At 68.0% G+C, this 17,473-nt stretch carries 17 protein-coding genes; 15 read left to right on the forward strand and 2 right to left on the reverse strand.

Going from position 1 to position 17,473, the window contains the following annotated elements; translation table 11 throughout:
* Nucleotides 1–17 precede the first annotated feature (17 nt).
* Complete coding sequence (locus tag WS57_RS37145) at nt 18–179, forward strand: hypothetical protein (protein WP_009688481.1); 162 nt, start codon at nt 18–20, stop codon at nt 177–179.
* A 24-nt stretch (nt 180–203) separates the two neighbouring features.
* Here the strand turns inward: WS57_RS37145 and WS57_RS18185 are convergent, their stop codons facing one another.
* Nucleotides 204–1,475, reverse strand: a complete 1,272-nt coding sequence (locus WS57_RS18185; RefSeq protein WP_009688482.1) for an NAD(P)/FAD-dependent oxidoreductase — start codon at nt 1,473–1,475, stop codon at nt 204–206.
* Nucleotides 1,476–1,691: 216 nt separating this feature from the next.
* On the opposite strand from WS57_RS18185, the gene WS57_RS18190 reads away from it, so the two are divergent.
* From WS57_RS18190 to WS57_RS18245, 12 genes are all read left to right on the forward strand, one after another.
* Nucleotides 1,692–1,964: a ubiquitin carboxyl-terminal hydrolase 14 gene (locus WS57_RS18190; protein WP_059513634.1), complete on the forward strand. Its 273-nt coding sequence runs from the start codon at nt 1,692–1,694 to the stop codon at nt 1,962–1,964.
* Between the two features lie 134 nt (nt 1,965–2,098).
* Entirely contained in the window at nt 2,099–2,581 is a 483-nt protein-coding gene (locus WS57_RS18195; RefSeq protein ID WP_009688484.1) for a VOC family protein, read from the forward strand.
* Nucleotide 2,582: 1 nt separating this feature from the next.
* Entirely contained in the window at nt 2,583–3,809 is a 1,227-nt protein-coding gene (locus WS57_RS18200) for an FAD binding domain-containing protein (RefSeq protein ID WP_009688485.1), read from the forward strand.
* Between the two features lie 64 nt (nt 3,810–3,873).
* Nucleotides 3,874–4,233 (forward strand): DUF485 domain-containing protein, encoded by a 360-nt coding sequence (locus WS57_RS18205; protein ID WP_059513631.1) that lies wholly within the window; start codon nt 3,874–3,876, stop codon nt 4,231–4,233.
* A complete protein-coding gene (locus WS57_RS18210; RefSeq protein WP_069244665.1) occupies nt 4,230–5,864 on the forward strand; it encodes a cation acetate symporter in 1,635 nt (544 codons plus the stop codon). Before WS57_RS18205 ends, WS57_RS18210 begins: the two co-directional genes overlap by 4 nt.
* Before the next feature lie 40 nt (nt 5,865–5,904).
* Nucleotides 5,905–7,038, forward strand: coding sequence for an amidohydrolase family protein (locus tag WS57_RS18215; protein WP_069244666.1), 1,134 nt, complete (start codon nt 5,905–5,907; stop codon nt 7,036–7,038).
* A 46-nt stretch (nt 7,039–7,084) separates the two neighbouring features.
* Complete coding sequence (locus tag WS57_RS18220) at nt 7,085–8,215, forward strand: FAD binding domain-containing protein (protein WP_009692459.1); 1,131 nt, start codon at nt 7,085–7,087, stop codon at nt 8,213–8,215.
* A 176-nt stretch (nt 8,216–8,391) separates the two neighbouring features.
* Complete coding sequence (locus WS57_RS18225; RefSeq protein WP_069244667.1) at nt 8,392–9,090, forward strand: hydrolase; 699 nt, start codon at nt 8,392–8,394, stop codon at nt 9,088–9,090.
* Between the two features lie 269 nt (nt 9,091–9,359).
* Nucleotides 9,360–10,640, forward strand: coding sequence for a c-type cytochrome (locus WS57_RS18230; protein WP_069245446.1), 1,281 nt, complete (start codon nt 9,360–9,362; stop codon nt 10,638–10,640).
* The gene (locus WS57_RS18235; RefSeq protein WP_069244668.1) at nt 10,637–11,137 is read left to right on the forward strand and encodes a (2Fe-2S)-binding protein; all 501 of its coding nucleotides are present in this window, start codon (nt 10,637–10,639) and stop codon (nt 11,135–11,137) included. The genes WS57_RS18230 and WS57_RS18235 overlap by 4 nt, the downstream gene beginning before the upstream one ends.
* A complete protein-coding gene (locus WS57_RS18240; protein WP_069244669.1) occupies nt 11,137–13,398 on the forward strand; it encodes a xanthine dehydrogenase family protein molybdopterin-binding subunit in 2,262 nt (753 codons plus the stop codon). The genes WS57_RS18235 and WS57_RS18240 overlap by 1 nt, the downstream gene beginning before the upstream one ends.
* Before the next feature lie 54 nt (nt 13,399–13,452).
* A complete protein-coding gene (locus WS57_RS18245) occupies nt 13,453–14,370 on the forward strand; it encodes a LysR family transcriptional regulator (protein ID WP_069244670.1) in 918 nt (305 codons plus the stop codon).
* Between the two features lie 78 nt (nt 14,371–14,448).
* Here WS57_RS18245 and WS57_RS37150 read toward each other — a convergent pair whose 3' ends face one another.
* Nucleotides 14,449–14,694, reverse strand: a complete 246-nt coding sequence (locus WS57_RS37150; protein WP_155741102.1) for a hypothetical protein — start codon at nt 14,692–14,694, stop codon at nt 14,449–14,451.
* A gap of 243 nt (nt 14,695–14,937) precedes the next feature.
* Here WS57_RS37150 and WS57_RS18250 point away from each other — a divergent pair, with 243 nt between their 5' ends.
* Together WS57_RS18250 and WS57_RS18255 are read left to right on the forward strand one after the other, a co-directional pair.
* On the forward strand, nt 14,938–16,155 hold the full coding sequence (locus WS57_RS18250; protein WP_009692466.1) for an MFS transporter: 1,218 nt from the start codon (nt 14,938–14,940) through the stop codon (nt 16,153–16,155).
* 166 nt (nt 16,156–16,321) lie between these two features.
* A complete protein-coding gene (locus WS57_RS18255) occupies nt 16,322–17,434 on the forward strand; it encodes an alkene reductase (RefSeq protein ID WP_059605459.1) in 1,113 nt (370 codons plus the stop codon).
* Nucleotides 17,435–17,473: the final 39 nt, after the last annotated feature.

Raw genomic sequence — 17,473 nt, forward strand, 5'->3', positions numbered from 1 at the left:
TCGGCGCGACGCGATGGATGAACCGGACACACTGCGCGAATTCGAAATCACCTGGCGGCCGGCCGATCGTCGAGGCGCACGGCGGCGCGCTTTCGGCCGCGCCGCACGCCGACCGGGAAACGGTGCCGACGTTCTGGCTGCCGCTGTCGACGACGCAGCGAAGCGGTGAGACGGCGTGAACGGCGGAGCCTACACAGCGCAGATCAGGCTCCGCCCGCACGACGCGCGTCCTCACTCAGGAACCGGTGCACAAAAGTCACGGCCATCGCCCCTTCGCCGACCGCCGACGCCACCCGCTTGACCGAACCCGAGCGGACATCGCCGGCCGCGAACGACCCGGGCACGCTCGTTTCCAGATAGTAGGGCCGCCGCTCGAGCGGCCACACGCGCTCGAATTCGGGGCAGTCGTAAAGATCGCTGCCCGTCACCAGATAGCCGCCCGGATTGCGGATGATGTTCGTATCGCGCGCCCATTCGGTATTCGGCGCGCCGCCGATGCAGACGAACAGGTGCGTGGCCGGCAGCACTTCGCGCGCGCTGCCTTCCGAACGCAGCCCGATCGCTTCGAGCCGGCCGTCGCCGTGCAGCGCGTCGACGGTCGAGCCGTAGCGGACCGTCACGTTCGGCGTGCGCTCGATGCGGTCGATCAGGTAGCGCGACAGCGTCGTCGCCAGCGACGCTCCCCTCACGATCATCGTGACTTCGCGCGCGTGCCGCGCGAAATTCATCGCGGCCTGGCCCGCCGAATTGCCGCCGCCGACGACGAACACGTGCTTGCCCTCGCACATCGGCGCCTCGCTCGATCCCGCCCCGTAGAACAGCCCGGCATTGAGAAATTTCTGCTCGTCGGGCAAACCGAGACTGCGGTATTCGATCCCGGTCGCGCAGATGTTCGACCGCGCGGTCAGGATCGAGCCGTCCGCGAGATCGACGCGGATCTTTCCGTCGACGAACGTCGCGTGCACGCCCTCGCGCATCATCAGCAGTTCGACGCCGAACTTCACCGCTTGCTGGCGCGCCCGTTCGGCCAGCTCCGCCCCCGGAATGCCCTCCGGGAATCCCATGTAATTCTCGATCAGCGAACTCGTGCCTGCCTGCCCGCCGATCGCATCGCGCTCGATCACGACGGCCCGCAGCCCTTCCGACGCCGCGTAGACGGCCGCCGACAGGCCGGCCGGCCCCGCACCATAGATCGATACGTCGTACTCGACGAAACGCGGCCGCGAAACCCAGCCGAGCTTGGCGGCAATCTCCGGCAGCGTCGGCTGGTAGAGGCATGAGCCGTCCGGAAACACGACGACCGGCAGCCGGATGTCGCGCAGCGGCGCGATGCCGAGCTCGCGCATGCAATCGGTGTCCGACGTCAGTTCGCACCATTCGTACTCCACCACCCCGCGCTTCAGGAAGTCGCGGATCGCATAGGCTTCCTTGCTGTTCGGCAAACCGATTACCTTGACATGCTGCGACTGAGCCATGGGTTTCTCCCGCCGACCGCCATACCGGACCGCGCTCGGATCACGCGCCGGCCGTTCCCGAGACTGTACGTCCTCGCGACCGCCGAACCACACCGCTTAATAAGAATTAAGGTCCGGCCGCGTTCCGGCCGTCCACAATGAACCGTATCCCACCCCGCTCGCAGCGCCGCGCCGGCCTTGCTGCGAGCGGTCCTGTCGCCGGCATCGGAGCGGAAGATGGTCACGATCTGCACTCATCTCGGCGAAGCGCGCATCCTGACCACCGACAAGGACTACTGCGAGGCATGCAGGAAATCCGGCAGCCGCTGGGTGCACCTGCGGCTGTGCCTGACATGCGGGCACGTCGGCTGTTGCGACTCGTCGCCGAATCGCCATGCCAGCCGGCATTTTCGTGAAACCGGCCACCCGCTGGCGCGCTCGATCGAGCCCGGCGAGCGCTGGATCTGGTGCTATGCGGACGGCGGCATGGCCGGCGAGGTCCCGGCGTAACGCGTCGCGCTGCGGCATCGGGCACCGTTTCGGACCGCGGGTTAACACGGTCCGCTCGCAGCTTTTGTTCGCCGATTTTTTCGACTATTATTTATCGAACGATAACTTATCTATCGATAAACAAGAGGTGCCCCATGCCAGTCTCCAAACTTGCGCATTACTCGATCCGCACGCTCGATCTCGAAAGATCGTGCCGGTTCTACGAACGCGTGCTCGGCTTAAGGCGCGGCTATCGCCCGCCGTTCGACTTTCCCGGCGCGTGGCTCTACAAGGGCGACGACGAAGCCGATTACGGCACGGTTCACGTCATCGGCGTCGATCCGGCCAACCCGGACGGGCTCACGGCCTATCTCGGCGACAAGGACCTGCCGGCGACCGGCACCGGAACCGTCGACCACATCGCGTTCCTCGCGACCGGCGTCGAGGCGATGTGGCAGACGCTGCGTACCGAAAACATCGCGTGGCGCGACCGCACCGTGCCGAGCCTCGGGCTGCACCAGGTCTTCATCGAAGATCCGTCCGGCGTGACGATCGAACTCAATTTCCCTGCCGCCGAGGTCGCCGGCCTGGCACTCCCCGGCACCGCCGCATCGGCCGGTGTCGCTCATGGAGACTGACATGAATCACAGCACTTCGACGAACCGCAAGGCCGCCATCGTCGGCGGCTCGCTCGGCGGCCTGTTCGCCGCGAATCTCCTGCTGCGCAACGGCTGGGACGTGGACGTCTACGAACGCGTGCCCGAGGCGCTGTCGGGCCGCGGCGCCGGCATCGTCACGCATCCGGAACTGTTCGACGTGATGCTCGCCGCCGGCGTGCGCATCGACGCATCGATCGGCGTGAAGGTCGAGTCGCGCATCACGCTGGACAAGGACGGCACCGTGGTATCGGAGCGCCGGCTGCCGCAGACGCTCACCGCTTGGAGCAAGATGTACCACGTGCTGCGCGCAGCGCTGCCCGACCAGCATTACCACGCGGGCGCCGTCGTCACCGAAGTCGCGGACGGGCCGGATCGCGCCTCCGTCACGCTGTCCGACGGCTCCGTCGTGCACGCCGATCTGGTCATCGCGGCCGACGGATTCCGCTCGGCGATCCGCGAGAAGCTGCTGCCGGACGCCACGCTTCGCTATGCGGGCTACGTCGCGTGGCGAGGACTGGTCGACGAACGCAACCTGTCGGAGGCGACCCACTCGACGCTGTTCGGCAATTTCGCGTTCGGCCTGCCGCCGCACGAGCAGATTCTCGGCTATCCCGTCGCCGGCCAGGGCAACAGCACGCAGCCCGGCGAGCGGCGCTACAACTACGTCTGGTATCGCGCGACCCGCGAGGACACGGACCTGCCGAACCTGCTGACCGACGCGACCGGCAAGCTGTGGGCGGGCGGCATTCCGCCGACGCTGATCCGGCGCGACGTTCTCGACGACATGGAACAGGCCGCGCACGCGCTGCTGGCCCCGCAGTTCGCCGAGGTCGTGGCGCGCGCGACGCAGCCGCTGTTCCAGCCGATCTACGACCTCGAAGTGCCGAACATGGCGTTCGGCCGTATCGCGCTGCTCGGCGACGCCGCATTCGTCGCACGGCCGCATTGCGGGATGGGTGTCACGAAGGCCGCCGGCGATGCGCTCGCGCTCGTCACGGCACTCGCCACGCGCGCCGACACACTCGACGCTCTGCACGAATACAGCGAAACGCGCACCGCATTCGGCGCCGCGATCGTCGAGCACGCGCGCCATCTCGGCGCCTACATGCAGGCGCAGCTCAAGGACGACACCGAGCGCGAAATGGCCGAGCGCTATCGCACGCCGGAAGTCGTGATGCGGGACACCGCCGTTCCGCCGCATTTCTGAGCGACGGCGGGCGCGGCGCGCAGCGCCGCAGCCCGGCCCGGATACCCAACCATAAGGAGACACCGTGAACCACCCGATTCCGGCCGCCGCCGGCACCGCGCCCGCTCCGGACGCGCCGGCGCAGGCCCTCCATCCGCTGCTGCGCGACGCCCGCTTCCGCGCGTTCGTCAGGCGCAGAAGGCTGTTCGCCTGGTCCCTCGCGCTTGTCATGCTTGCGCTCTATTTCGCGTTCATCCTCACGCTGGCATTTTCGCCGACGCTGCTGGGACAGCCGATCGTGCCGGGCCGCCCGACCCCGTGGGGCATCCCGGTCGGGTTCGGCATGTTCGTCGTCACGTTCGCGCTGGTCGCGCTCTACGTGTTCCAGGCCAATGCGGTGCACGACACGATCGTCGCGACCATTCGTCACGGAGGCGATCAATGAAACGCCTGCTTCTCGCATCGATGGCCGCGGCCGGCTCCGCACCGGCGTTCGCGGCCGGGCCTGCCGCGCTGGCGCACGGGCACAATCCGGTCGCAATCGGCATGTTCCTGCTGTTCGTCGCGTCGACGCTCGTCATCACGCGCTGGGCCGCGCGCAGGAACCACAGTGTGGCCGATCACTACGCGGCGGGCGGCAAGATCACCGCGATCCAGAACGGCTGGGCGATTGCCGGCGACTACATGTCGGCGGCGTCGCTGCTCGGCATCTCCGCGCTGGTGTTCACCAGCGGCTATGACGGCCTGATCTATTCGGTCGGCTTCCTCGCGAGCTGGCCGATCATCCTGTTCCTGATCGCCGAGCCGCTGCGCAACCTCGGCAAGTACACGCTCGCCGACGTCGTGTCCTATCGCCTGCGGCAACGGCCGATCCGCGCGTTCGCGGCATCGAGCTCGATCGTCATCGTGCTGCTGTACCTCGTGTCGCAGATGGTCGGCGCGGGCAAGCTGGTCGAACTGCTGTTCGGGCTGAACTACACGGTCGCCGTGCTGATCGTCGGCGTGCTGATGGTTGTCTACGTGTTCTTCGGCGGAATGCTGGCGACCACCTGGATCCAGATCATCAAGGCCGTGCTGCTGCTCGCCGGCGCAGCCTTCATGGCGATCATGGTGCTGAGCCGCTTCGGCTTCAGCCTCGATGCGCTGTTCGCGCAGGCGATCCTGGTCCACCCGAAACACGCGGCGATCATGCGCCCGGGCGGGCTGGTCTCCGATCCGGTCTCGGCGGTCTCGCTCGGTCTCGCGCTGATCTTCGGCACGGCCGGCCTGCCGCACATCCTGATGCGCTTTTTCACGGTCGGCGACGTCAAGGCGGCCCGCAAGAGCATCCTCTATGCGACGGGCATCGTCGGCGCCGGCTATGTGCTGATCATCATCATCGGCTTCGGCACCATCGCGCTCGTTGCGTCGGACCCGCAGTACCACGACGCGTCCGGCGCCATCGCGGGCGGCGTGAACATGGTCGCGATCCATCTCGCGCATGCGGTCGGCGGCAACGTGTTCCTCGGCTTCATTTGCGCGGTCGCGTTCTCGACCATCCTGGCCGTGGTCGCCGGCCTGACGCTCGCCGGTTCGTCGGCGATCTCGCACGATCTCTATGCGAACGTGCTGCGTCGCGGCCGCGCGTCCGACCACGAGGAGATGCGCGTGGCGCGCGCAACGACGCTGGTGCTCGGCGTGCTCGCGATCCTGCTCGGCATCGCGTTCGAGAAACAGAACATCGCGTTCATCGTCAGCCTGACGTTTTCGATCGCGGCGAGTTCGAATTTTCCTGTGCTGCTGCTCTCGATCTACTGGCGCGGCCTCACCACGCGCGGGGCGGTACTGGGCGGCCTGCTTGGGCTCGCCACCGCGGTCACGCTCACCGTGCTCAGTCCGACCGTCTGGGTGCAGGTACTCGGTCATGCGCATGCGGTCTATCCGTACGAATATCCGGCGCTGTTCTCGATGGCGGCGGCGTTCGTCGGCGTCGTCCTGTTCTCCGTGACCGATCGCTCGGCCGGCGCGCGACGGGAACGCGAGCAGTTCGACACGCAGCTCGTCGCATGCGAAATGGGCATGACGCCACGCGGCTGAACCGCGTTTCCGACGATCCGATCCACCACGAGAACACGACATGCTGAATTGCACCTGCTGTATCTCTCCGGCGCGGCGCCGCGCGCTCGGCGCATTGGCCGCGCTTGCCGGCAGCGCCGTCGCCGGCGGCCGCGCGTCGGCGGCCGAACCCGTAAGCGCGCCGGCCGCCCCGGTCGCCCTGCCGCTGCACCGCCCCCGCTCGATCGACATTCACGCGCACTACTACCCCGAAAGCTTTTGCGACCTGGTCGGCGGCGAAGGCAAACGGTTCGGCGGCTCGTTCGCGTGCGACGACACGTCGTTCACGTTCCGCACGCCCGCCGGCGGGCTGGGCCCGTTGCCGATGAAGTTCATCGACGTCGATGCACGATTGCGCGACATGGATGCGTCCGGCGTCGACGTGCAGGCGCTGTCGCTCAGCGTACCGATGGCGTACTGGGGCGATCGTTCGTTCAACGCGAAGCTCGCGCGTGCCTGGAATACGGCCGCCTCGCGCGTCTACCAGCGTCACCCGACACGCTTCGTCGTCCTCGCGACGCTGCCGATGCTCGATGCCGCGGACGCGATCGACGAACTCGAGCGCGCGGTGCAATTGCCAGGCGTGCGCGGCATCTACATGGGCACCAACATCGACAACCGCGATCTCGACGATCCGCGGTTCGCGCCCGTCTTTGCGCGCATCGAGCAGCTGAACCTGCCGGTGTTCCTGCATCCGCAGCAGACCGTCGGCGGCGCGCGGCTCGGCGACTACTACCTGAGCAACCTGCTCGGCAATCCGTTCGATACCGCGATCGCGGGCTCGCATCTGATCCTCGGCGGCGTGCTCGATCGTTATCCGAACCTGCAGGTCACGCTGCCGCATGCGGGCGGCGCGCTGCCGATCCTCGTCGGGCGCCTCGACGCCGGCTGGACCGTCCGTCCGGAAACGCGCCGGCTCGCGCAGAAGCCGAGCAGCTACCTGCGGCGCTTCAGCTACGACACGGTGTCTCATTCGGGGCCGGTGCTGGATTTCCTGATCGCCCACGTCGGCATCGACCGGCTCGTGCTCGGCAGCGACTATTGTTTCGACATGGGCTACGCGCAGCCGGTCCGCTTTCTCGACCGCCTCGACCTCACGGCCGAACAGCGCGCGCTGATCCTCGGCGGCAATGCGGGCAAGCTGCTGCGGATCTAGCGCGGCGGCCGGCGAGCGCCCTCTGTCGAACACGGAGTCACGCACGATGAAGATAGTCATTGCAGGCGGTTCGATCGCCGGCCTCACGGCCGCGCTGACGCTCGATTGCATCGGGCACGACGTGACGATCTACGAACGCTCGCCCGTCCCGCTGCGCGGCCAGGGCGGCGGCGTGGCCGTGCTGCGTCGCATGATGGCATTCCTCGAGCAGCACGGCCGTCATTGCCGCCACATGATCAGCGTACCGACCCACCGGCGGCGCTGGATCGACCGCGACGGCACGCTCACGCGCGACGAGCCCGAGATGCTGCCGTTCTCGTCGTGGGACGCCGTCTACCGGTCGCTGTGCGAGACCTTGCCGGCCGGGCGGATTCGCTATGGCCGCACCGTGACCGGCTTCACACAGGACGCCGACGGCGTCGACGTCCAGATCGACGACGAACGGCTGCGCGCCGATGTGCTGCTCGCCGCCGACGGCACCGGTTCGCGGTTGCGCGCACGGCTCTTTCCCGACTACGCGCCGTCGTTTGCCGGCTATCTCGCATGGCGAGGCATCGTCGACGAAGCCGGGTTCGACGTGTCCGCCATCGCGACGCTGGTCGAGAACATGACGCTCCACAAGGCGCCGGGCGAGCTGTTCATGGCCTTCCTGATTCCGGCGCTGGACGGATCGCTCGAACCGGGCACACGGCGCTTCAACTGGCTCTGGTATCGCAACGAAGCCGATCCGGACGCGCTGCGCCGACACCTGACCGATCGAACCGGCAAAGTGCATCACGCCTCGCTCCATCCCGGGCAGCTTGCCGACGAGGCCGTCGCGACGCTGCGCTCGCTCGCCGCCGAGCGGCTGCCGGCAGTGCTGTCGCAACTGGTGCTGGCGACCCGCGCGCCGTTCCTGCAGGTCATCTTCGATGCGCTGAGTCCCGACTTCGTCGACGGCCGCGTCGCGTTGATCGGCGACGCTGCCTGCACGGTGCGCCCCCATACCGCGTCCGGCACGTCGAAGGCGGCGCACGATGCGGTGTCGCTCGCCGAAGCGCTGCCGGCGAATGCGACCGATGTCGCGGAGCGACTGGCGCGATGGTCCGCGCAACGACGCACGGAAGTAAAGTCGCTGCTGGAAAAGGGGCCGCAACTCGCCGCGTCGTTCGACCTCGGCACGCCTCACCGCCGATAGCGGGCACGCGCATGCCGATTCATAACGATTAATTTTCGTTGCGCGACATGGCCTCCTACGCTCGATTGCACGGCGGACGCATTGCGCGAATCCCGGTCCGCCGACTCCCGTCCGGTGCTGCGACATCCGCGCCGGCGTCCCGAACCGGCTTTTCATTGGAACAGCGAGATCCAGTCATGCGCAATCCTAAACTCGACGTCCTGACACCCCAGAACAGCCAGATGCTGTTCATCGACCTGCAGCCCCAGATGGCGCTCGGCGTGCAGTCGATCGACCGGCAAACGCTGAAGAACAACGCGGTCGGGCTGGCGAAGGCAGCCCGGGCCTTCAACATCCCAACCACGATCACCACGGTGGAGACCGAAAGCTTTTCCGGCTATGCGTTCCCGGAGCTGCTCGATGTATTCCCGGACCACCCCGTGCTCGAACGCACGTCGATGAATTCGTGGGACGACCAGAAAGTGCGCGACGCACTCGCGAAAAACGGCCGCAAGAAGGTGGTAGCCGCCGGGTTGTGGACCGAAGTGTGCAATCTCACCTTCGCGCTGTGCGCGATGGACGAAAGTGAATACGAGATCTACATGGTCGCCGATGCGTCGGGCGGCACGTCGAAGGACGCGCACGATTACGCGATGCAGCGCATGATCCAGGCGGGGGTCGTGCCGGTGACGTGGCAGCAGGTGCTGCTCGAATGGCAGCGCGACTGGGCGCGTCGGGAAACCTACGAGGCCGTGATGGACATCGTCCGTGAGCATTCCGGCGGATACGGGATGGGAGTCGACTATGCGGCCACGATGGTCCACAAGCAGCCTCAGCGCACGAAGCAGGCGCACACGATGCTCGCGCCCGTGCCGGCGCCGGTTTCGAACAAGTGAGGCTGGCGCGCCGGCAGGTGTGGCCGCGCCTGCCGGCGCGTTCAGAACGTTTCAGCGCGACTTCAGGATTTGACAGCACCGCCCGCGTAGACTGGCCGCATCGTTTGCCGCACGAACACGCGATGCGGCCCCCAATGGAGTAACGCCATGAATTCCGTCGCGAATCGACGCCGGTGCGCACGCGCCCAGCGGCCGAATCGTTCGTCGATACGTCGCGCCCACGCGACCGCCGCGCGCGTGCGCAGCGAACCGATCCGCGTGGAGCCCGCATGAAGCACAAACGACTCTGGTTCGGCGCGGCCGGCGTCGCGCTCGTCGGCCTGGCGATCGCGATCGGCATCATGGTTCAGCCTTCGATCGCGCCGATCGATCCGCCCGCGCGCGCGTCGTTCGATCCGCAGCTCGTTCGCGCCGGCGCGCGCGTCGTCGCGCTCGGCGACTGCGTCGTCTGCCACACCGCGAAGGACGGCCAGCCGTTCGCCGGTGGCCTGCCGCTCGTGACGCCGTTCGGCACGATCTACGCGACCAACATCACGCCGGATGCCGACACCGGCATCGGCCGCTGGTCGCGGGACGCATTCGCGCGTGCGCTGCGCAGCGGGATCGCCCGCGACGGCCATCTGCTCTACCCGGCGTTTCCGTACATTCATTTCACGCGCATGTCCGACGAGGACATCTCGGCCGCCTACGCGTACCTGATGACACGCACGCCCGTTCACGCGACCGCGCCGGCGAACGACCTGATTTTCCCGCTCAACTTCCGTCCGCCGCTCGCGTTCTGGAACCTCCTGTTCCTGCGCAAGGGCGCGTACCAGCCCGACCCGTCCCAATCCGCGCAATGGAATCGCGGCAAGGCGCTGGTCGACGGCCTCGGGCACTGCGCTTCCTGCCATTCGCCGCTGAACGCGATCGGCGGCGAACAAGCGGGCAAGGCGTTCGACGGCGGCATCGTCGACGGCTGGGAAGCACCGCCGCTCAATACGCTCGCCAGTGCACCCCGCCCGTGGACGCAGGCGCAGCTCGTCACGTACCTGCGCACCGGCCGCGCGAGCGAGCACGGCGCAGCGGCCGGCCCGATGCTGCCCGTCACGCGCGATCTCGCCACGGTGCCGGTCGAAGACGTCGAGGCGATCGCCGCGTACCTGCTGTCGATCCAGAAGCCGGGCGGCAGACGGCCGGCGGCGAGCATCGTCGAACGCAGCGCGACGTCGCCCGCTGCGCAACGCGGCGCGGTGCTGTTCCAGGCTTCGTGCGCGCAGTGCCACGGCCCCGCTGCGCCGATGCAGTCGATCGGCGAACGGCCGACGCTCGCGTTCAGCACGGCCGTCAACGCCGACACGCCGCGCAACGCGATCCAGATGATGTTCAACGGCATCGGCTGGCACGGCGAGGACACGCTGAACTACATGCCGTCCTACCTCGACCAGTACGATGACGCGCAGATCGCGGACCTCGCCGCCTACCTGCGCGCCACCTACTCCGATCGCCCCGCGTGGAGCGATATCGATTCCCTGGCCGCCAAACTCAGAAAGGAGGACGGCGCGCGATGATCACCCTCACCGTGAATGGCGTGCGGCACACGCTCGACATCGATCCGTCCACGCCGCTGCTGTACGCGCTGCGCAACGACCTGCATCTGCACGGCGCGAAGTTCGGCTGCGGCCTCGGGCAATGCGGCGCATGCACCGTGATCGTCGACGACAAGCCGATGTTCTCGTGCCTGATGCCGGTCGCCGCGCTCGGCGAGCGCCGCGTCAGGACCATCGAGAGTCTCGGCAGCGCCGAGCATCCGGGCAAGCTTCAGCAGGCGTTCATCGATCACCAGGCCGCGCAGTGCGGCTATTGCATCGCTGGCATGATCATGCGCGCGCAGGCGCTGCTCGAACGCAATCCGAAGCCGACCGAGCGCGAACTGCGCGCGCACATGGAACCGAACCTGTGCCGCTGCGGCACCCACATGCGGATCCTGGCCGCCATTCGCCAGGTCGCCGGCCTGCCGGCCCCGGAGCAGGCTGCCGCTCCCGTGATGATCAGCAAGGGAATCTGATGAACGCACCCGACGACATCGACGAAGGCCGCCGGCACTTCATGGTCTCCGGCGCGCTTTTCGTCGCGTTCAGCCTCGCGCCGACGGCGCGCGCCGCCGCCGAAGTCGTGCTCGCCGACGAAGGCGCAGCCGTGCACGTGTCCTCGGCCACCGAAACGCTGGCCGGCAGCCTGAAGACCAACCCGCTGCTCGATGCATGGATCAAGATCGCGCCCGACGGCAAGGTCACCGTGTTTACCGGCAAGGTCGAACTCGGCACCGGCGTGCGCACCGCATTGCTGCAGGTGGCGGCCGAGGAGCTGAACATGAAGCCCTCGCTGATCACGTTCCTGACCGCCGACACCGGCGCGTCGCCGGACGAAGGCCTGACGGCCGGCAGCCACACGATGGCCGACAGCGGCACCGCGCTGCTGAACGCCGCCGCACAGGTGCGCGGCCTGCTGGTCGACGGCGCGGCGAAGCAGTTCGGCGTCGACCCGCGCACGCTGACGGTCGCCGACGCGGTCATCAAGGCGCCGGACGGCCGCACGATGCGCTACGGCGACGCGATCCGCACCGTCGACCTGCATCGCAACGCGACGCCGACCTCTCCGCTGAAACGTCCGGACACGTTCGCGGTGATCGGCACGTCGCTTCCGCGCGTCGACATTCCGAACAAGGTCACGGGCGGCATCAGCTACGTGCAGGACATGGAGCTGCCCGGCATGCTGCACGCGCGCGTCGTGATGCCGCCCGTCTACGACGCGAAACTGCTGTCGTTCGACGAAGCCGCGATCCTGAAGATGCCGGGCGTCGTGCGCATCGTGCGCAACGGCAGCCTGCTCGCGGTCGTCGCGCAGGGCGAATGGCAGGCGGTGGTCGCGCAGCGCGCGCTGGCCGCCGGCAGCCGCTGGTCGCCCGGCCGGGCGCTGCCCGATCGCAAGACCGTGCATCAGGACCTGAAGCGAATCGCGACGCAGCGCATCGAGATCGCCAACACGCATGCCGACGTCGCGCCGGCGACGAAGACGCTCACCGCCACCTTCCTGAAGAACTACCTGCTGCACGGCTCGATCGGGCCGTCGTGCGCGGTCGCGCATCTCGAGCACGGCACGCTGACCGTGTGGACGCACTCGCAGGGTGTCTATCCGCTGCGCGACGCGCTCGCCGAGATGCTGTCGATGCCGAAGGCGACGGTCCGCTGCATTCACACCGAGGGCTCCGGCTGCTACGGGCACAACGGCGCGGACGACGCGGCCGCGCATGCGGCGCTGATCGCGGCCGCGATGCCCGGCAAGCCGATCCGCGTGCAATGGATGCGCGAGCAGGAACATACGTGGGACCACTTCACGCCGGCGATGGTGACCGAACTCAGTGCCTCGCTCGACGCGAACGGCCGCATCGTCGACTGGCACTACGCGCTGTGGAGCAGCTCGCACAACGAGCGCATCGTCAATGCGGGCCGGCTGCTGCCTGCGCGCATGCTGGAGCCGCCGTTCGTGTCCGCGCCGTCGACGCCGATGCTGCAGCCGGAGGGCGGCGGCGATCGCAACGCGATCCCGCTCTATGCGCTGCCGAACATGCACATCGTCAACAACTTCTCGCCGACGATGCCGCTGCAGACATCGGCGATGCGCTCGCTCGGCGCGCATACGAACATCTGGTCGATCGAAAGCTTCATGGACGAACTGGCGCACGCCGCGGGCATCGATCCCGTCGAATTCCGGCTGCGGCACATGCAGGATCATCGCGCGCGCCAGGTGATCCAGCTCGCGGCAACCAGGTTCGGCTGGCCGCGGCCGCCGCGCGAGCGCAACCGCGGCGTCGGCTTCGCGTTCGGCAAGTACAAGAACCTGATGGCCTACGTCGCGATCGCGATCGACATCTCGGTCGTGCCGGAAACGGGCCAGGTGACGCTCGAGCACGCGGAAGTCGCCGTCGATGCCGGCCAGATCGTGTCGCCGGACGGCATTCGCAACCAGATCGAAGGCGGCATCGTGCAGGCCGCCAGCTGGACGCTGTACGAGGCGCTGCAATACGACTCGCAGCGCATCCGCAGCTTCGACTGGAGCAGCTATCCGATCCTCCGTTTTGGCGCCGCGCCGCAAAGCATCAACGTGCACCTGATCAATCGTCCGGGCGCGCCGTTCCTCGGTGCGGCCGAGGCCTCCATGGGGCCGACCGCTGGCGCGCTGGCCAATGCGATCTTCGACGCCACTGGCCAGCGCATGCGGGAAATGCCGTTCGCCGGCGACGGGCTCAGGCAGCGGATCGACGCGTAGCGGCACCCCACCGACAATCGCGTCCGCAATACACAGCCGGGAGACTTCTGAACGATGGATACCTTGCTTTCGATGCGCGTGTTTACGCGCATCGTCGAGACGGGCAGCTTCACGCGCGCGTCGGACACGACCGGGCTCACGACGCCGCGCGTGTCCGCGCTGCTGAGCACGCTGGAGCAGCATCTCGGCTGCCGGCTGCTGAACCGCACCACGCGCCGGATCTCGCTGACCGAGGACGGGCAGGCCTATTACGAACGCTGCGTCGGCGTGCTGCGCGAGATCGACGACATGGAAGCGGCGGTATCGCAGGCGCGCAACGTGCCGCGCGGCCGGCTGAGAGTGAACCTGCCGCCGGCGATGGCCAAGCAGATCATGGTGCCCGCGCTGCCGGAATTCCTCGCTGCCCATCCGGGCATCTCGGTCGAACTCGGTGTCACCGATCGCCAGATCGATCTGGTCGGCGAAGGGGTCGACTGCGTCGTGCGCATCGGCGCGCTAGACGACTCGGGGCTGGTCGCGAAACGGATCGGCAGCCTGACCACCTGCACCTGCGCGGCCCCCGCGTATCTCGAACGATGCGGCGCCCCCGAAACGGTGGACGAGCTCGCGCAGCACGTCGCGATCAGCCACATCTCGGCCGACACCGGCCGGCCGCGTCCCTGGGATTACCTGGTCGACGGCGAAACGCGCATCGTGCAGATGTGCGGCACCGTCGCGGTCAATGACGCCGATACCTACATCGCGTGCGGCGTCGCCGGAATCGGCCTGATCAAGACCTCGCTGTACCTGGTCGAGCCGTATCTGAAATCGGGGCGCCTGCGCGAGGTGCTGACCGATTTCAACACGCCGCCGCGGCCGATCTCGATCCTGTATCCGCCCAACCGGCATACGCCCGTCAAGCTCAAGGTGTTCGTCGACTGGCTGGCGGGACTGTTCGCGCAGATTCCGACGCTGCAGGGCAGGCGCAGCTGAATCACGCAACCGAAGCACGCGGTGGACGCCGCCGGGCGCGCGCCGCGGCGGGCACCGCATCGATCGGGTTCACGTGAATCAATCGCGGCCCTGGCCGCCGCCATTACGCTGAACCGCGTCGGCCACGTCGTCGTCCATGAGCGCCGCGGCGGGCTGTGGCCGCATCTCGACGGCGGCGTCAGGGCGCTGCGTCGCATGACGGCATTTCTCGACGCGCACGGCGACGAAGGCGCTCGCCGACGCCGTCACCGTCGCGCAGGCGCTGCTTCCGCGCCCGATATCACGTCGCGCACCGCGTCGTAGGCGGCCACGCACGAGTCGCATCGGCGGGCCTCGCCAGCGCCAGCGTACGGTCCGCGGCCCATCTCGGCATCCGCACATGAACCCGCCTACGGTCCGTCCCCTTTGCATGGCACGCAATGCTCGATTGCGCGCCGGACCCATTCCGCTGTTATCGATCGATCAATAAGCTTGACATCAATGCGGCGGTCTCCGTTTCGCCGCGACGGCAATCGCAACGCCCGCCCGGTCTTCGGGCACCCGACATCTCAATCCAAGGAGTCGACCATGTCAGCAGAACCTACCCCGCTCCCGGCCCACGGGCACGCGGCCAAGCTCACGCAGGGCCTCATCCTGCTGTTCGCGTTCAGTTGCGGCGCGATCGTCGCCAACCTGTACTACGCGCAGCCGATAACCGAACTCATCGCGCCGAGTCTCCATATGTCGGGTGAATCGGCGAGCCTGATCGTGTCGCTCACCCAGATCGGCTACGCACTCGGCCTGTTCTTCATCGTGCCGCTCGGCGATCTGCTCGAGAACCGCAAGCTGATGATCGTCACGGCCCTCGTGTCGATCGCCAGCCTCGCGGCGGCAGCGGCCGCGCAGACGCCCGGCCTGTTCCTCGTGATTTCGCTGCTGGTCGGCTTCAGCTCGGTGGCCGTCCAGATCCTGGTGCCGCTCGCCGCGCACCTCGCGCCGGATCATTCGCGCGGCCGCGTGGTCGGCACGATCATGAGCGGGCTGCTGCTCGGCATCCTGCTCGCCCGTCCGCTGTCGAGCGTGGTCGCCGACGCGTTCGGCTGGCGCTTCGTGTTCGCCGCCGCGGCCGTGCTGATGACGCTCGTGACGACCGTGCTCGCGCTGACGATCCCGTCGCGCCGGCCCGATCATCGCGCGACTTACTTCGAACTGATCGGGTCGCTGCTGCATCTGGTCCGCACGATGCCGGTGCTGCGCCATCGCGCCTTTTACCAGGGCCTGATGTTCGCGTCGTTCAGCCTGTTCTGGACCGCCGTGCCGGTCGAGCTGACGCGTCACTACGGCCTGTCGCAATCGGCCATCGGCCTGTTCGCGCTGGTCGGCGCGATCGGCGCGACGTCGGCGCCGGTCGCGGGCCGCCTCGCGGACGCCGGCCATACCGTACGGGCGACGCTGATCGCGCTGGTTGCCGGCGCGCTGTCGTACGCCGTCGCGCTGATCCATGGCGCCGGCCTGTACGGCCTCGTCGTCACGGGCATCGTGCTCGATTTCGCGGTGCAGATGAACATGGTGCTCGGCCAGCGCGAAATCTACGCGCTGCATGCGGCGAGCCGCAACCGCCTGAACGCACTGTACATGACGAGCATCTTCATCGGCGGCGCGGTCGGCTCCGCGCTCGCGAGCCCGCTCTACGAGCATGGCGGCTGGCCGCTCGTCGCCGCCGTCGCCGGCGCGTTCCCGATCGTTGCGCTCGCGCACTACCTCGCCATCGGGCGTCCGCACGCGGAACGCCACGCACGAACCTGAACCGGCGCCGGCACCGGTTCACGCGCGAACGCCGCACCGGTCGTTCGCGCGCCGGAACGCTGCCGGCACATCGCTTACCGAACTTTACGCGGGGCCCGTCGTTGCGCCGTCGCCATCGAACGCTACGCAGCGACGCCCGCCCCGCATCACGCAAAAGGAATCCATCATGTCTTCCCTGCTCAGCCACTACGATCTGCGCGGCCTGTCGCTTCCCAACCGCATCGTGATGGGGCCGATGACGCGTTCGCGCGCGCCGTCGCGCGGCCAGCCGACCGAACTGATGGCCGAATACTATGCGCAGCGCGCATCCGCCGGCCTGATCGTGACAGAGGCAACCAACGTCAGCCCGGCCTCCGCAGCATTCGAACTGACGCCGGGGCTCGTCACCGACGAGCAGGCGGCCGGCTGGAAGCGGATCACGGACGCGGTCCATGCGAACGGCGGCCGCATCTTCGCGCAGCTGTGGCACGGCGGCCGCGTCAGCTCGCTGACGCTGCTCGGCGGAGAAGCGCCGCTGTCGCCGTCCGGCGTCAACGACGATCTCGAGCAACTGCAGGTATGGGCGCAGTTGCAGAACGGCTATTACACGAAGATTCACGCGACCCCGTCGCGGGCGATGACGACCGAAGAAGTCGCCGCAACGGTCGACGAATTCCGCCAGGCAGCCGTCCGCGCGAAGGCGGCCGGCTTCGACGGCGTCGAAATCCATGCCGCCAACGGCTACCTGCCGCACCAGTTCCTGTCGTCGACGCTGAATCGCCGCGACGACCGCTACGGCGGCTCGCTCGCGAACCGCGCGCGCTTCCTTGCGGAGATCGTCGACGCGGTCGGCGGCGTGATGCCGCTGAGCCGCGTGGGCGTGCGCATTTCGCCGTACGCGAAGTACAACAACGTGCGCGACGCGGATCCCGATGCGACGTACGCGTATGTCGGCCGCCTGCTCGACGAAGCCGGCGTCGCGTACGTGCACGCGGCGGACACCAACGGCTGGAGCGGCGAGCCCGACCTGCCGCGCATCGTCGAGAACACGCGCAAGCACTTCGGCGGCACGCTGGTCGTCAACGGCGGCATCGCGCCGGATGCCGCGCAGGCGCTGATCGACGCAGGCGACGCCGATCTCGTCGCGTTCGCACGCGCGTACATCGCCAACCCCGATCTCGTTGAACGCATCGCGGCAAATGCGCCGCTTGCGGCGCCGAAGGCGGTCGGCTGGTATGGCGGCGACCGCGCCGGTTACGTCGACTATGCGCGCCACGATGGCGCGGACGCGGACGCCTGATCGGCCATACGGTCGGCAAGCGGACTTGCCGACAAAGCC

The organism is Burkholderia pseudomultivorans, from assembly GCF_001718415.1.
Taxonomy (GTDB): domain Bacteria; phylum Pseudomonadota; class Gammaproteobacteria; order Burkholderiales; family Burkholderiaceae; genus Burkholderia; species Burkholderia pseudomultivorans_A.

Coding starts and splice junctions, on each gene's coding strand:
- WS57_RS18250 (WP_009692466.1), top strand. CDS start 14,938: ATGTCAGCAGAACCTACCCCGCTCCCGGCCCACGGGCACGCGGCCAAG.
- WS57_RS18235 (WP_069244668.1), top strand. CDS start 10,637: ATGATCACCCTCACCGTGAATGGCGTGCGGCACACGCTCGACATCGAT.
- WS57_RS18255 (WP_059605459.1), top strand. CDS start 16,322: ATGTCTTCCCTGCTCAGCCACTACGATCTGCGCGGCCTGTCGCTTCCC.
- WS57_RS18245 (WP_069244670.1), top strand. CDS start 13,453: ATGGATACCTTGCTTTCGATGCGCGTGTTTACGCGCATCGTCGAGACG.
- WS57_RS18225 (WP_069244667.1), top strand. CDS start 8,392: ATGCGCAATCCTAAACTCGACGTCCTGACACCCCAGAACAGCCAGATG.
- WS57_RS18240 (WP_069244669.1), top strand. CDS start 11,137: ATGAACGCACCCGACGACATCGACGAAGGCCGCCGGCACTTCATGGTC.
- WS57_RS37150 (WP_155741102.1), bottom strand. CDS start 14,694: ATGCGACTCGTGCGTGGCCGCCTACGACGCGGTGCGCGACGTGATATC.
- WS57_RS18220 (WP_009692459.1), top strand. CDS start 7,085: ATGAAGATAGTCATTGCAGGCGGTTCGATCGCCGGCCTCACGGCCGCG.
- WS57_RS37145 (WP_009688481.1), top strand. CDS start 18: ATGAACCGGACACACTGCGCGAATTCGAAATCACCTGGCGGCCGGCCG.
- WS57_RS18195 (WP_009688484.1), top strand. CDS start 2,099: ATGCCAGTCTCCAAACTTGCGCATTACTCGATCCGCACGCTCGATCTC.
- WS57_RS18185 (WP_009688482.1), bottom strand. CDS start 1,475: ATGGCTCAGTCGCAGCATGTCAAGGTAATCGGTTTGCCGAACAGCAAG.
- WS57_RS18230 (WP_069245446.1), top strand. CDS start 9,360: ATGAAGCACAAACGACTCTGGTTCGGCGCGGCCGGCGTCGCGCTCGTC.
- WS57_RS18200 (WP_009688485.1), top strand. CDS start 2,583: ATGAATCACAGCACTTCGACGAACCGCAAGGCCGCCATCGTCGGCGGC.
- WS57_RS18190 (WP_059513634.1), top strand. CDS start 1,692: ATGGTCACGATCTGCACTCATCTCGGCGAAGCGCGCATCCTGACCACC.
- WS57_RS18215 (WP_069244666.1), top strand. CDS start 5,905: ATGCTGAATTGCACCTGCTGTATCTCTCCGGCGCGGCGCCGCGCGCTC.
- WS57_RS18210 (WP_069244665.1), top strand. CDS start 4,230: ATGAAACGCCTGCTTCTCGCATCGATGGCCGCGGCCGGCTCCGCACCG.